We start from the raw sequence: 14,336 nt of genomic DNA on the forward strand, positions 1-14,336 counted from the left end.
CGTCTTAGCCGGCGGGACGGCGGGTCCGGGGCGGAAGCGTCAGGCCCAGCGCGCCGGCGAGATCGAAGGAATAGTCGACCACGTCGCCCAGGCCTGCCGGCCGCAAGCCGTGGATCAGCGCCGAATCGAGCAGTTGCGCCAGGTGGTACTCGGGGTCGAGATCCAGCGCGCGCTCGATCGCGATCGAGGCGAACGCCCCCTCACCGGCCAGGTAGTGCGAGTGGCCGAGCAGCGTGGCGGCCGCCGCGCCGGGCCGCCCGCGCAGGCTGCGCGCCAGGCGGAGCCACAGGTGTTCGGCCCGGTCGCGCAGGTCCGTGAGGGCGAGCGCGAGCAGGACGTCGCGCGTGTGCACCGAGCAGAGTGCCTCCGCCAGGCGGTTGACCCGACCGCAGCTCATCGACGCGTCGGCGCCGCGGCCGACGGCCTCCAGGACCAGTCGCACCCGCTGCGCGTCGTCCTCGCCGGGCGGTCCGGGCGGCAGCACCGGCACGACCGGGACGCAGCGCCGGTCGTCGCAGTGCGGGCGGGGGTCGAGCAGGGCGATCAGATCGGACCGCCGGGACAGCACCGGCCGGCCGCCGTAGACCGCGCGTTCCAGAGCCACCGGTGACAGCAGCGGATCGCTGAGCCGCCCCGATGCGGCGATCGGTCCGCGCAGCGGCGCGGGCGGGTGATGCCGGCCGGCGCGACGGTAGGGCTCCCACGCGGTGAACCACTCCGCCCCCGCCGACAGCTCACCGATCACGAACCCCGCGCACACCCCGCCGGCCTCGCCGAAGCGCCCCTCGACCGCCCGGAACACCGCGCCGTAACGCACCAGTTCGGCGGCCGCATCGCCGCGGTCGAAGCGGTCGTCGACGACCACCGCCACCACGCCCGCCGCACCGAAACCGGCGACGATCTCACCCAGTTCCCGCAGCTGCGCGCGCATCGCGGTATCCGGGCGCCCGGTGTCGGTGAACCCGAGGTCCTGCCGCATGCTCGCGATGAGCGTCGCCGGTTCCTCGAACGCGAGGAGGACGAGTGACCGCTCCGGGATGAACCCGAGCAACCCGGGTATCGCGGCGAGCAGCCGGTCGGGATCGATGAGCACGGCCGGGCCGTCGGACGCGGGAAGCGGTAGCGATGTCATGCCCCGAGCCTCGCCCGGCGGGCGCGGCGGCGACAGGGGTGTTTCCCGCGACCTGTGGACAACGTCGTGTATCCACAGCCGGCGGCCGTCCCCTCTTCCCTCGGGGCGGCCGTCGTCGTACCATCCGCGCCGGTCAGCCGCCGCCGAAGGCCCGCGCCACCGCGGTCTCGAAGAACTCCGCCGTGGTCGCTCGCGCGGCCGCGTCGGCGGCGCCGAGGTACCTCAGCTGGACCACGACCCGAACGTCACCGCGCTGGGCGATCCACTGGTCGAGAGTGGTGACGCTCTCCGGCGCTCCCGGCGAGGCGAGCGTGCGCACGATCTGGATCCGGTCGGCCCCGTTCTGCGCCGTGGGACCGGACACGATCGCCGTGGTGACCACCTGACGACCGGTCGCGCCCCCGGTGAACGTCGCGCATTCCTTTGCGGCAGAAGCGAATGCACTGAGCGATTCGGAGGTGCGCACCACCATCTCGGTGAGCGTGCTGCCCGGCTGCGGACCGGGCCCGACCACTACCTCGGCGCTGCCGGTCTCCACCGCCGCGGGCGTGCAGCGGGCCGGATCGACGTCGCCCCGCAGCGGCCGCAGCGTGATGTCGGCCACGATCCCGGGCACCTGCGCCGGCGGCACCGCCGTCGCCCCCGGTGACGGGAACTCGGCCGCGGGCACCACCTGGCGGGACAGGTCGGCGACCGGTTTCGGGGTGCCGGATACCGAACAGCCCGCCGCCAGCACGGCGACGGCGACCGCCGCGGTCACAGAAAGAACGATTCTCACAGAAGTTCACTCTGCCACCACCAGTCACGTCCCCTCGGGAATGACCCGCGTGGGCGGGGCGTTATTAGCCAAGAGTCCCCGGATACGGGAGACTGAAGAACACCGAAAGATGAAGGGAGACGCTCGATGAACGAGCCCCAGGAGACACCCGGGCTGTACGAGCTCGAGTTCCCCGGTCCCGCCGTCACCGGACCGCACGGCGACGGGCCTGTGCTGGTGCACGCCCTCGACGGCTACGCCGACGCCGGCCATGCGGTCACCCTCGCGGCGACCCACCTGCGTGAGGCCCTCGACAGCAAGCTCGTGGCCACGTTCCACACCGACGAATTGATCGACTACCGGTCGCGCCGCCCGATGATCTCCTTCACCGGCGAGCGCTTCGACGGCATCGACATGCCGTCGATCACCATGCACGCCGTCGTCGACGACAACGGCGTGCCGTTCCTGCTGCTCGACGGCTCCGAGCCGGACCTGCGGTGGGAGCAGTTCACCACCGCGATCCTCGCCCTGGCCGAGCGCCTCGGCGTGAGCAAGGTGGTCGGGCTCAACTCGATCCCGATGGCGGTGCCGCACACGCGGCCGTCCGGCGTGATCGCCCACGGCACCGACGGCGACGCCCTCGGCGACCTGCCCCGCTGGGGCGGCGAGATGAAGCTGCCGGCCAGCGCCTCGCTGCTGCTCGAACTCCGGATGGACGAGGCCGGTTACCCCACCGCGGGGCTGTCCGCCCACGTGCCGCACTATCTGGCGCAGAACAACTACCCGGCCGCGTCGGCCGCGCTGCTCACCACGCTGGGCCAGGTGACCGGCCTGAAGCTGCCGATCACCGCGCTGGAGAACGCCGCCGACCAGGTGCGCCGCCAGGTCGACGCCGAGGTCGCGGGCAATGCCGAGATCGGCACCGTCGTCGCCGCCCTGGAGCAGCAGTACGACGCGTACATGCAGGCCAAGGCCGAACGCGAGTTGCTGTCCGCCGACGGCGACCTGCCGTCCGGAGACGAGCTCGGCGCCGAGTTCGAGAAGTTCCTGGCCGAGCACGCCGGCGAATTCGGTCCCGACGAGGACACGCCCTGACCGACGCCCCGGAACTCACGCAGACCCCGCTGACGCCCACTGGGAACGAGGACGACGCTTTCGAGCACTTCCTCGCCTGGTGGGCGTCGCGGGGTATCTCGCTGTATCCGCATCAGGAGGAGGCGCTGCTGGAGCTGATCTCCGGCGCCAACGTCATCCTGGCGACCCCGACCGGGTCGGGGAAGTCGCTGGTCGCGTCCGGCGCGATCTACTTCGCGCGCTGCCGTGGCCAGCGGGCGTACTACACCGCGCCGATCAAGGCCCTGGTCAGCGAGAAGTTCTTCGACCTCTGCGCGCAGTTCGGCGCCGAGAACGTCGGCCTGCTCACCGGGGATGCCAGTGTCAACGGCGACGCCCCGATCATCTGCGCGACCGCCGAGATCGTCGCCAACCTCGCGCTGCGCGACGGCCCCGGCTCCGACGTCGGGGTGCTGGTGGCCGACGAGTTCCACTACTACGGCGAGTCCGATCGCGGCTGGGCGTGGCAGGTGCCGCTCATCGAGCTGCCGCACGCTCAGTTCCTGCTGATGTCGGCGACGCTCGGCGACGTGTCGTTCTTCACCGACGACCTGACGCGCCGCACCGGCCGGCCCACGGTCGAGGTCTCCGGCGCCCAGCGGCCGGTACCGCTCGAGTACCGGTACGCGATGACCCCGATCCACGAGACCATCGAAGAGCTGGTCACCACCGGCCGTGCGCCGGTGTACGTGGTGCATTTCACCCAGGCCGCGGCCGTCGAACGCGCCCAGGCGCTGCTGTCGGCCAAGATCTGCTCCAAGGAGGAGAAAGCCGCGATCGCCGAGGCGATCGGCGACTTCGACTTCCGCACCGGCTTCGGTTCGACCCTCTCCAAACTGCTGCGCTCGGGGATCGGCGTCCACCACGCCGGCATGCTGCCCCGCTATCGGCGGCTCGTCGAGCGGCTGGCGCAGGCCGGTCTGCTCAAGGTGGTGGCCGGCACCGACACCCTCGGCGTGGGTATCAATGTGCCGATCCGGACGGTGCTGTTCGCGGGTCTCACCAAGTACGACGGCCACCGAGTACGCCGGCTGCGCGCACGGGAGTTCCATCAGATCGCCGGGCGCGCCGGGCGCGCGGGTTACGACACGATCGGCTACGTCGTCGCCCAGGCGCCCGAGCACGACGTGGAGAACGCACGCCTGGTCGCCAAGGCCGGCGACGACCCCAAGAAGCTCCGGAAGCTGGTGCGGCGCAAGCCGCCGGAGGGCTTCGTCGGCTGGGGCGAGCAGACCTTCTTCACGCTGGTCGACGCGCCCGACGAGGAACTGCGCTCGCACTTCCGGATGACCACCGCCATGCTGATGGAGGTCCTGGAACGCCCGGGCGACTGCTTCGCGGCCCTGCGGCACCTGCTCGAGGAGAATCACGAGCCGCGCAAGCGGCAGCTGCGGCACATCAAGCACACCATCGCGCTGTACCGGGACCTGGTCGAGACCGGGATCGTCACCCGGCTCGATGTCCCCGCCGCGGACGGCAAGCGCGTCGAGCTGTCCATCGATCTGCCGGAGAACTTCGCGCTCACCAATCCCCTCTCCGCGTTCGCCGTGGCCGCGTTCGAACTGCTCGACAGCGAGTCCGCCACGTTCGCCCTGGACGTGGTCTCGATCCTCGAATCGACGCTCGACGATCCCCGCCAGGTCCTGATGGCCCAGCGGAAGGTGGCCCGGGACGCCGCGGTGGCCGAGATGAAGGCCGACGGCATCGAGTACGAGGAGCGGATGGCCCGGCTGGAGGAGATCACCTGGCCGCAGCCGCTGGCCGAGGAGATCGGCTTCGCCTACGAGACCTACCGCCGCGGCCACCCGTGGCTGGCCGGCATGCCGCCGTCGCCGAAGTCGGTGCTGCGGTACATGCTCGAACGGGACTTGACCTTCACCGACCTGATCAGCGAGTTCGGGCTGCAACGCAGCGAGGGCGTGGTGCTGCGCTACCTCACCGACTGCTACCGCGCCCTGCGCAGCGGCCTGCCGATGTCCGCGGTGACCGAGCAGATCGAAGACATCACCGACGACCTCGGCGAGCTGATCCGCGGCGTCGACTCCTCGCTGATCGACGAATGGGAAGAACTCACCGCGCAGCGGTGACGTCCCCCGACTCGGCGGCCAGTGCCGCGATGTCCGCGGCCAGTTCGGCGTACGCCGCCCCGCGCCCGGATGAGGTCCGGTACACCAGGCCGATCCGCCGGCCGGGGCGCGGCTTGGTGAACTCCGCGGTCGAGAGTTCCCCCGAGGCCGTCTCCACCGCGACCGCCGTGCGCGGGATCAGCGTCACCCCGAGGCCACCCTCGACGCACTGCACCGCGGTGGTCAGCGAGGCCGCGCGGGTCTGCCGCAGATCCGGGTTCACCCCGGCGAGCTGGCACACGGCGAGCGCCTGATCGCGCAGGCAGTGTCCCTCGTCGAGCAGCAGGAGCGGCAGGTCGGCGAGCACCGACGGGGCGAGTCGTCTGCGCCCGGCGAGCGGGTGCCCGGCCGGGATCGCGAGCACGAAGTCCTCGTCGTACATGGCGATCTCGCCGATGCCGGGAGCGTTGGCGGGCAGCGCCAGCACGGCCGCGTCGAGCGTGCCCTCGCGGAGTTGCTCCAGCAGTCGCGCGGTCTGGTCCTCGACCACCCGCAGCTCCAGTCCGGGCCGCCGCACCGGGAGGCCGCGCAGCAGTCGCGGGAGGATGTACGGCGCGATGGTGGGGATCAATCCGAGCCGTACGGCGCCGCGCAGCGGGTCGTCCTCCCCCGCGGCGTCGGCCAGAAAGTTGTCGATCGCGTCGCACGCCGCCATCGCCGAGGGCAGCAGCCGGCGCCCCTCCGCGGTGAGCATCACGCGTCGCGTTGTGCGTTCCACCAGCTGGATGCCGAGGCCCGATTCCAGCCCCGCGAGCGCCTGCGACAGCGAGGGTTGGCTTACTCCGAGATCCGTTGCCGCGGAACCGAAATGGAGCTTCTTCGCGACCGCGACGAAGGCCCGCAGACCACCCACCGACGGCTGATAACTCTGATCGCTCATGCCTATCAATATAGTGCGTGTCATCACGTTTCGTTTTCAGACCGTCTGCGGCAGAATGGAATTACCGCCGGGTACGGACACCCCCGATACGCCCGGCCGAGTGATTCACCCACCACGACGAAGGAGTCATGACATGGCACTGCTCACCATCGGAGACCAGTTCCCCGCCTACAACCTGACCGCTGTCATCGGCGGCGACCTCAGCAAGGTCGACGCCCAGCAGCCGGACGACTACTTCACCACCGTGTCGAGCGACGACTACAAGGGCAAGTGGCGCGTCGTCTTCTTCTGGCCGAAGGACTTCACCTTCGTGTGCCCGACCGAGATCGCCGCGTTCGGCAAGCTGAACGACGAGTTCGCCGACCGCGACACCCAGGTGCTCGGCGCCTCGGTCGACAACGAGTTCGTGCACTTCCAGTGGCGCGCCCAGCACGAGGATCTCAAGACCCTCCCCTTCCCGATGCTCTCGGACCTCAAGCGTGAGCTGGTCGAGGCCACCGGCGTCCTGAACGCCGACGGCGTCGCCGATCGCGCCACCTTCATCGTCGACCCGAACAACGAGGTGCAGTTCGTGTCGGTCACCGCCGGCAGCGTCGGCCGCAACGTCGACGAGGTCCTCCGCGTCCTCGACGCGCTGCAGAGCGACGAGCTATGCGCCTGCAACTGGAAGAAGGGCGACCCGACGATCGACGCCGGCGAGCTCATGAGCGCCTCGGCCTGATCGGAGGACATCGCACACGATGAGCATCGACAATCTGAAGGAAGCCCTTCCGGAGTACGCGAAGGACCTCAAGCTCAACCTCGGCTCGCTGTCGCGCACCACCGTGCTCGACGACGAGAAGCTGTGGGGCACCCTCCTCGCCTCGGCGGCCGCCACCCGGAACGCGACCGTGCTGCGCGAGATCGCCGATGAGGCGGCCGACAACCTGTCGGCCGAGGCCTACAACGCCGCCCTCGGTGCCGCGTCGATCATGGGCATGAACAACGTGTTCTACCGCGGCCGCGGGTTCCTCGGCGGCAAGTACGACGACCTGCGCCCGGGTCTGCGGATGAACATCATCGGCAACCCCGGCGTGGACAAGGCGAACTTCGAGCTGTGGTCGATGGCGGTCTCCGCCATCAACGGTTGCGAGCACTGCGTCGCCGCCCACGAGAACGTGGTGCGCGAGGCCGGTCTCGACCGCGAGCAGGTCTTCGAGGCACTCAAGGCCGCGTCGATCGTGCAGGGCGTCGGCCAGGCGATCACCATCGCCGAAACGCTCGCCTGATCGCAGCCCCCGAGCCTGTCGAAGGGCCGAATCGCCAAACGCCCCGCCGGTGATCCCGGCGGGGCGTTTCGCATCGGTCTGACGACTCAGCTCAGCGCGGCGGCGAAGCGGGCCGCGATCTCGTTCACCTCGTCGGTGGTCATCACGAACGACGGCGAGACCTGCAGCGCGCCCATGCCCGCGGCACGGCCGGCCACGCCATGCTCGCGCAGGCGGAGCACCGCGGCCGGGGCGTCGGCCGGATCGGCGAGTTGCACCGCGGTGACCGCGCCGAGTCCGGTGCGGACCTCGGCGACGGCGTCCAGGTCGGCGAGCGGCGCGAAGGCGGCGGCCAGGTCGCCCTCCAGTCGCGTGACCTCGTCGAGCAGACCCTCGCGTTCGATGATGTCGAAGTTCGCCATGGCGGCCGCGGCGGCACCGTAGTGGCCGCCGTAGGTGTAGCCGTGACGCCACCAGGTGCCGCCGGCGAAGAACGGCTCGGCCAGATGCGGCGCCGCGATCATCGCGCCCATCGGGACGTAGCCGCTGGTGAGGCCCTTCGCCGAGGTGATGATGTCCGGGGCGAGTTCGAATCGGCTCGACGCGAACCAGTGCCCGTGCCCGATCCGGCCGTAGCCGGTCACCACCTCGTCGGCGATGAACAGCACGTCGTGGTCGCGGCAGATGTCGCGCACCTCGCGCAGGTACCCCTCGGGCGGCAGGTAGACACCGCCGGCGCCGATGATCGGCTCGGCGATGAACGCGGCGATGTTCTCCGCGCCGACCCGCTCGATCAGGCCGAGCAGCGCCTTCGCGTCGTCCCAGTCGATGCGCTCGGTGTCGGGCACGAAGTCCGGGCCGTAGCCCTCGCGATTGCCCGGGATCCCGGCGAGCGCGGTGCCGCCGACGTGCATGCCGTGGTAGGCCTTGGTCCGCGAGACGACGATCCGCTTGTCCGGCCGCCCCGACTCGGTCCAGTACCGCCGGGCGAGTTTGACCGCGGAATCGACCGAATCGCTGCCGCCGGAGGTGAACAGCACCTTGGAGCCGGGCACCGGCGCCATCGCCGCGACGCGCTCGGCCAGCGCGATCAGGGTGTCGTTGGCGTAGTCGCCGAAGTTGGAATAGTGCGCCACGGTGGAGAGCTGGCGGGCCACCGCGTCGGCGATCTCGCCGCGGCCGTGGCCGACGTTGGTGAACCACAGACCGGCGGTGGCGTCGAGGTATTCCTTCCCGCCGTCGTCGTAGATGCGCACCCCCTCACCGCGGGTGATGACGAACGGACCGTTGTCGTTGACGGCGCCCATATCGGCGAAGCCGTGCCACAGAGAACCCATGGCTCCCAATATGACACGTCCGGGCTTCCCCGGCGTGTCCGGGATCGTCTTCGCCCCGTCCTGGGATCGGATCTCAGCGCAGCCCGTCGACGACGGCGTCGATCCGGCGGCGCCGCGTCTCGGGACGCTTGGCACCGGTCACCGACTCGGCGCCCTCCCGGCGGCGAGTGAAGCTCAGCGCGTCGAACGCCGCCCGCAGCCCCGCGGCGTCGAGGGCGTCAGCCAGATCACCGGGTACCTCGACAGTGCGTTCGGCGGTATCGAGTTCCACGTTCGCGACGACGGCGTCGCCGATCTCGACCCCCAGTTCGGCGCGAGTCGCCTTCGAGAGCCCGATCATGTTGACGCCGCCCATCCGGGCCAGACGCAACCGGGCGGCGCGATCCCCGATGGTCACCACGACCGCCGCGCGCCGTCCGCCGCCGAGTTCGTCGACCTGGTCGTCGGACAGCACCAGGGCGGTCGCCGGTCCGTGCGGTTCGAGCATGGTGCGGATCTCCATGGGGCCGATCCAATCAGATCGGCACCGATCTGTGGACGACCGCGGGCGATCCGCGCGGCTCGGGCCTACCGGCTCATCGCACCGGCGACTCGGCTTCGGCGAGCGCGGCCAGGCGGTCGATCGACGCCCGCAGCCGGTCACCGGTGGTCGCGCGGGCGCGGGCCTCGCGCTTCTCGTCGCGCAGCGCCGTCCAGTCGTAGGTGTGCCGCACCAGCGTGCCGTCGGTGGCCGGTTCCAGTTCCCAGCGCCACAGGTGTCCCGGCGGCGTCCGACCCACCTCCGACGGCCGCCAGGCGATCAGCCGGTCCTCGGTGAACTCGACGACATGGTTCTCCCGCACCTGGCCGTTGGTGAGCTCCATGAGAAAGACGTCCCCGGCGGCGCGTACCCGCTCGGCGGACTCGGCGACCCGGAGATTGTCGTTGCCGTCCCACTCCGGTTGCCGGCGCGGGTCGGCGATCAGTCCGAAGATCGTCGCGGGCCCGGCACGGACGATCCGCTCAGCGCTCACCACGCGGGGCACGTCTCCGGACATCGATGCGGTCTCCGTCGTCATGCTGCCAGCCAAGCACCCCGCGCCGCCCGCGTCGAGCGGGCGTCGCGCCTCAACCGCGGAAACGGTCGCGCAGTCGCGGGTCCTGTTCCCACCACAGGCCGGCGGGCGGCGCGTCGTCCACCGGCGCGGCCGCCTCGGCGGCGTCCTGCGCGGCGTCGACGCGGGCCTGGGTCGCGGTGTCCTCGCGGCGGAGCGCGACCAGCAGGATCATCAGGAACGGCACGCCGATCACGTCCGCGAGGATCCACAGCATGCCGGCCCCGATGGTCTGTGACGTCCGCAGCGCGTCGGCGTCGGTAAACCCGAGCGCCGCGTAGTAGCCGGTGTACAGGACCGGCCCCAGCCACACGACGACGCCCAGGATCCCGTCACCGATCGACTCGACCAGCGTCACCAGCAGCGACAGTCCCTGCGGCCACCGCCGCGGCACCGGATCGGCCTGGATCCGGGTCCAGAAGTAGAGGCCGCCGATCATCAGCAGGATCAGCCTGGTGACGGCGTCGAGAGCGCCGTGCCGCATCGCGGCGACGTTCCAGCCGGTGAAGATCAGGATCCAGGGCACGGCCAGGAGCATGCCGGACGCGACCGCCGGATGGGTGAGCAGGTGCGCGGGCCGGCTCCGCAAGGCGGCGATTCCACGCAGCGCCGCAGGGGCGGGCAGGGCCGCGCCGATCGCGGTCAGCGGAGTTCCCGACGCCAGCGCGAGCGGCACCAGATACAGCAGGACCGTGATCTGCAGCGCCCGCACCCAGAAGAGTTCGGTGGTGTAGTGCGTCAGCGGTCCGCAACTCAGCACGAACAGCCCCAGGCAGCCGAGATGGAAGGCGATCCGGCGCGGCACCGGAACGCCGTCGCCCCGGCGGCGCCGCCACCCGGCGACGAGGTAGCCGGCCGACGTCGCGACGGCGAGGACCCCGATCGGGTCGGCCGTCCAGTCGCTCCAGGCCGACAGGGGAACAGTGAGGCTCACTCCGGCGAGGATAGACTCGGGGTCATCATGCCGGTCCCCGTCCTCACCTTTCCGCCGGAGCTTCCGGTCAGCGCGTGCCGCGACGAGATCGCCGCCGCGATCAACGACCACCAGGTGGTGGTGATCGCCGGCGAGACCGGTTCGGGCAAGACCACCCAGTTGCCGAAGATCTGTCTCGCGCTGGGCCGCACCCGCATCGGCCACACCCAGCCGCGCCGGATCGCCGCGACGTCCGTCGCCCGGCGTATCGCCGACGAGACCGGGACACAGCTCGGCGACCTCGTCGGCTACAGCGTCCGCTTCTCCGACAAGACCAGCAAGCAGACGCAGATCAAGGTGATGACCGACGGCATCCTGCTGCGCGAGATCACCGCGGACCCGACGCTGCGCCGCTACGACACGATCATCATCGACGAGGCCCACGAGCGCAGCCTCAACATCGACTTCCTGCTCGGCTACCTCAAGCGCCTGCTCCCCCGGCGCCCGGATCTCAAGGTGATCATCACCTCGGCGACCATCGAGCCGGACCGCTTCGCCCGGCACTTCTCCACCGCCGAGCCGGCCGGCCCGGCCGGTGAGGTGCCGATCATCGAGGTCTCCGGCCGTACCTACCCGGTCGAGATCCGCTACCGGCCGCTCACCAGCGACGACCGCGAGCATGCCGATCTCGATCAGATCGCCGCCATCGACGCCGCGGTGACCGAGCTCTGGTCCGGCGGCGCGGGCGACATCCTGGTCTTCCTGCCCACCGAACGCGACATCCGCGACACCGCCGACGCGCTCAAACATCGCACTGCCGCCGAGATCGTGCCGCTCTACGCGCGCCTCTCGGTGGCCGAACAGCAGAAGATCTTCACCCCGTCGAACGGGCGGCGCATCGTGCTCGCCACCAACGTCGCCGAGACCTCGCTCACCGTGCCCGGTATCCGGTACGTGATCGACACCGGCACGGCCCGCATCTCCCGCTACTCCACGCGCACCAAGGTCACGCGGCTGCCCATCGAGAAGGTCTCGCAGGCCAGTGCCCGCCAGCGTGCGGGCCGCTGCGGCCGCGTCGCCCCCGGCATCTGCATCCGGCTGTACGGCGAGGACGACTTCGACGCCCGCCCCGAGTACACCGACCCGGAGATCCTGCGCACCAACCTGGCCGCCGTCATCCTGTCGATGCTGTCGCTCCGGCTGGGCGACGTCGCCGAGTTCCCGTTCGTCCAGCCGCCGGAGGCCCGCGCGATCAAGGACGGCATGGCGCTGCTCTCCGAACTCGGCGCGGTGACCGGCCTGGACTCGGCCGACGCCCGGCTCACCGCCGTGGGACGCGACCTCGCGCGGCTGCCGATCGATCCCCGGCTGGCCCGCATGCTGGTGGCCGGGCACCAGAACGGGGTACTCGACCACGTCCTGGTGATCGCCGCGGCGCTCTCGCTCCCCGATGTGCGCGAGTTCCCCGCCGACAAGCGTGAGGCCGCCACCGCCGCCCACCGGGAATACGCCGTGCCCGGGTCGGAGTTCCTCGGCTACCTCAGGCTCTGGGAGCATCTGCACGAGCGCCGGGAAGCGCTGTCCGGCAATCAGTTCCGCCGCGAATGCGAACGCGGGTTCCTCCACTACCTGCGGATCCGCGAGTGGATGGACCTCCACCGTCAGCTCCGGCGCACGGTCAAGGATCTGCGCTGGGAGGTGCCGGCCACCGAACTCGACGCCGGGGCCATCCACCGCAGCCTGCTCACCGGGCTGCTCACCAATATCGGCGCGAAGCAGGGCGAGACCAGGGAATTCCTCGGCACCCGTGGGACCAAGTTCGCCGTCTTCCCCGGGTCGTTCCTCGCCTCGAAGCCCCCGGCCTTCGTCATGGCCGGAGAACTGGTCGAGACCTCACGCCTGTTCGCGCACACCGTCGCGGCGATCGACCCCGAATGGGTGGAGCAGGTCGCCGGCGACCTGGTGACGAGGACCTACAGCGAGCCGGCGTGGTCGTCACGCCGCGGCGCGGTCACCGCCAACGAAAAGGTGAGCCTCTACGGGGTACCGCTGGTCGCCGCGCGCCGGGTGAACTACGGGTCCATCGACCCCGTCGAATCACGCGCGATCTTCCTGCAGGCCGCGCTGGTCGAGGGCCGCTGGCGACCCCGCCACGAGTTCTGGAAACACAATCAGCGTCTCCTCGCCGAGGCCGAGGACCTCGAGCACCGCACGCGGCGCGCGCTCCGGCGCAGCGACGCCGAACTCTACGACTTCTACGACGCCCGCGTGCCCGCGAACGTCGTCTCCACCCGCCACTTCGACTCCTGGTGGAAGAAGGAGAGCAAGAAGAATCCGCGCCTGCTGTACCTCGACGACGCCGACGGGGACGACGCCCGGACTCCGGCTGCCGCCGACTTCCCGCCCGCCTGGCGGCAGGGACAGACCCGGCTGGAACTGCGCTATCACTTCGCGCCGGGCGCGCCGGACGACGGCGTCACGGTTGTCGTGCCCCGCCCGCTCCTCGACCACCTCCACGGCGGCGGCTTCGACTGGCTGGTACCCGGACTGCGCAGCGAGCTGGCCACCGCGCTGATCAAGTCGCTGCCGAAAGGCCTGCGCAAGTCGATGTCGCCGGCGCAGCAGTACGCCGACCTCGCCCTCTCCCAGCTGGAGCCGCGGTCGGAGCCACTGGTGCCGGCCCTCGCCCGCGAGCTCGGCGTCATCACGCGGATCACCCTGTCCCCGAGCGACTTTCGCGTCGAGAACCTTCCTCCGCACCTCCGGATCCACTTCGCGGTCACCGGCCCGGACGGAAAGATCGTCGCCCGCAGCGATTCCCTCGACGAACTCCGCCGCGAGTTCTCCGGCCCGTCGACGACGGCGGCAGCGGCGCCGGTGCACCAGCGCTGGACCGACGACACCATCGGTGCCCTTCCGGAGCGCATCGATGCCACCGTCGCAGGTCAGCCGGTGGTCACCTACCCGACCCTGCGCCCGGCCGGGGCCGGAGTCCGGGTGGTCGACGCGACCAGCCCCACCGCGCGGGACGCCGGGATCCGCGCCGGGGCGCAGGTGTTGCTGGAGAACACGATCAGCCCGCTGACCAAGAAGATCGCGAACACGCTGCCGCCCGGCGAACGACTCGCCCTCAGCCAGAGCCCGTACCGGCGGGCGGACGACCTGTTCGCCGACTGCACCCGCCGGGCGATCACAGATGCCCTGGCCGGTGAACCGGGCGTGGCCGCGATCCGCACGCCCGCGGATTTCGCCGCGCTCACGCAGCGGCTGTCACCGGCCGTCCGCGCCGCCGCACCCGACTACTTCACCGTCGCCGCGGCGGCTCTCGCCGAGACCGCCCCGCTGCGCCGGGCGATCGACGCGCGCAGCGGCTCGGTCGCCGCCGACGACGTCGCCGAGCAGCTGGCGCACCTCGTGTACGACGGCTTCGTCCGCGACACCGCGCTGACTCACCTGCGTCATCTGCCCCGCTATCTCAGGGCCGCTCGTGCCCGGCTGGAGGCGCTACCCGGTTCGGCGTCCCGGGACGCGACCGGTCTCGACGCCGTCGACCGGGTGATCGCGCACTGGAATCAGCGTCTCGCACAGGTCCCGGCGCACCGCCAGGATGCGCTGAACGACCTGGCGCACTGGATGATCGAAGAACTCCGCGTCAGCCTCTTCGCCCAGCAGCTGGGCACCGCGGGGCCGGTGTCGGAGAAGCGTGTGATCAAGGCGCTCGACGCGTTCACCTGACC

Annotated in this window: 12 protein-coding genes; 5 read left to right on the forward strand and 7 right to left on the reverse strand. The window is 70.9% G+C overall.

The window, feature by feature from the left end:
- Positions 1–4: 4 nt before the first annotated feature.
- Positions 5–1,132, reverse strand: coding sequence for a DUF4192 domain-containing protein (locus MYK68_RS11055; protein WP_247863706.1), 1,128 nt, complete (start codon positions 1,130–1,132; stop codon positions 5–7).
- A 133-nt stretch (positions 1,133–1,265) separates the two neighbouring features.
- Positions 1,266–1,892 (reverse strand): hypothetical protein, encoded by a 627-nt coding sequence (locus tag MYK68_RS11060; protein WP_247863708.1) that lies wholly within the window; start codon positions 1,890–1,892, stop codon positions 1,266–1,268.
- Positions 1,893–2,036: 144 nt separating this feature from the next.
- Between MYK68_RS11060 and MYK68_RS11065 the strand changes: the two genes are divergently transcribed.
- Positions 2,037–2,984: a proteasome assembly chaperone family protein gene (locus MYK68_RS11065; RefSeq protein ID WP_247863710.1), complete on the forward strand. Its 948-nt coding sequence runs from the start codon at positions 2,037–2,039 to the stop codon at positions 2,982–2,984.
- Positions 2,981–5,089 (forward strand): DEAD/DEAH box helicase, encoded by a 2,109-nt coding sequence (locus MYK68_RS11070; RefSeq protein WP_502798331.1) that lies wholly within the window; start codon positions 2,981–2,983, stop codon positions 5,087–5,089. Before MYK68_RS11065 ends, MYK68_RS11070 begins: the two co-directional genes overlap by 4 nt.
- On the opposite strand, the gene MYK68_RS11075 is transcribed toward MYK68_RS11070, so the two are convergent.
- The gene (locus tag MYK68_RS11075; RefSeq protein WP_247863712.1) at positions 5,073–6,008 is read right to left on the reverse strand and encodes a hydrogen peroxide-inducible genes activator; all 936 of its coding nucleotides are present in this window, start codon (positions 6,006–6,008) and stop codon (positions 5,073–5,075) included. The genes MYK68_RS11070 and MYK68_RS11075 overlap by 17 nt on opposite strands.
- A gap of 133 nt (positions 6,009–6,141) precedes the next feature.
- On the opposite strand from MYK68_RS11075, the gene MYK68_RS11080 reads away from it, so the two are divergent.
- Together MYK68_RS11080 and MYK68_RS11085 are read left to right on the forward strand one after the other, a co-directional pair.
- Positions 6,142–6,729: a peroxiredoxin gene (locus MYK68_RS11080; RefSeq protein WP_247863714.1), complete on the forward strand. Its 588-nt coding sequence runs from the start codon at positions 6,142–6,144 to the stop codon at positions 6,727–6,729.
- 19 nt (positions 6,730–6,748) lie between these two features.
- Positions 6,749–7,276 (forward strand): alkyl hydroperoxide reductase, encoded by a 528-nt coding sequence (locus tag MYK68_RS11085; RefSeq protein WP_247863716.1) that lies wholly within the window; start codon positions 6,749–6,751, stop codon positions 7,274–7,276.
- Positions 7,277–7,362: 86 nt separating this feature from the next.
- Here the strand turns inward: MYK68_RS11085 and MYK68_RS11090 are convergent, their stop codons facing one another.
- The 4 genes from MYK68_RS11090 to MYK68_RS11105 form a co-directional block, all read right to left on the reverse strand.
- Positions 7,363–8,592: an aminotransferase family protein gene (locus tag MYK68_RS11090; RefSeq protein ID WP_247863719.1), complete on the reverse strand. Its 1,230-nt coding sequence runs from the start codon at positions 8,590–8,592 to the stop codon at positions 7,363–7,365.
- A gap of 73 nt (positions 8,593–8,665) precedes the next feature.
- Positions 8,666–9,094 carry a YdeI/OmpD-associated family protein gene (locus tag MYK68_RS11095; protein ID WP_247863720.1) on the reverse strand — a complete coding sequence of 143 codons (429 nt, stop codon included), beginning with the start codon at positions 9,092–9,094 and terminating at the stop codon, positions 8,666–8,668.
- Between the two features lie 73 nt (positions 9,095–9,167).
- On the reverse strand, positions 9,168–9,650 hold the full coding sequence (locus tag MYK68_RS11100; RefSeq protein WP_247863721.1) for an SRPBCC family protein: 483 nt from the start codon (positions 9,648–9,650) through the stop codon (positions 9,168–9,170).
- A gap of 49 nt (positions 9,651–9,699) precedes the next feature.
- Positions 9,700–10,620 (reverse strand): cytochrome c oxidase assembly protein, encoded by a 921-nt coding sequence (locus tag MYK68_RS11105; RefSeq protein WP_247863727.1) that lies wholly within the window; start codon positions 10,618–10,620, stop codon positions 9,700–9,702.
- Positions 10,621–10,647: 27 nt separating this feature from the next.
- Here MYK68_RS11105 and hrpA point away from each other — a divergent pair, with 27 nt between their 5' ends.
- Complete coding sequence (gene hrpA, locus MYK68_RS11110; protein WP_247863728.1) at positions 10,648–14,334, forward strand: ATP-dependent RNA helicase HrpA; 3,687 nt, start codon at positions 10,648–10,650, stop codon at positions 14,332–14,334.
- Positions 14,335–14,336: the final 2 nt, after the last annotated feature.

Source organism: Gordonia sp. PP30 (assembly GCF_023100845.1).
Classification (GTDB): Bacteria; Actinomycetota; Actinomycetes; order Mycobacteriales; family Mycobacteriaceae; genus Gordonia.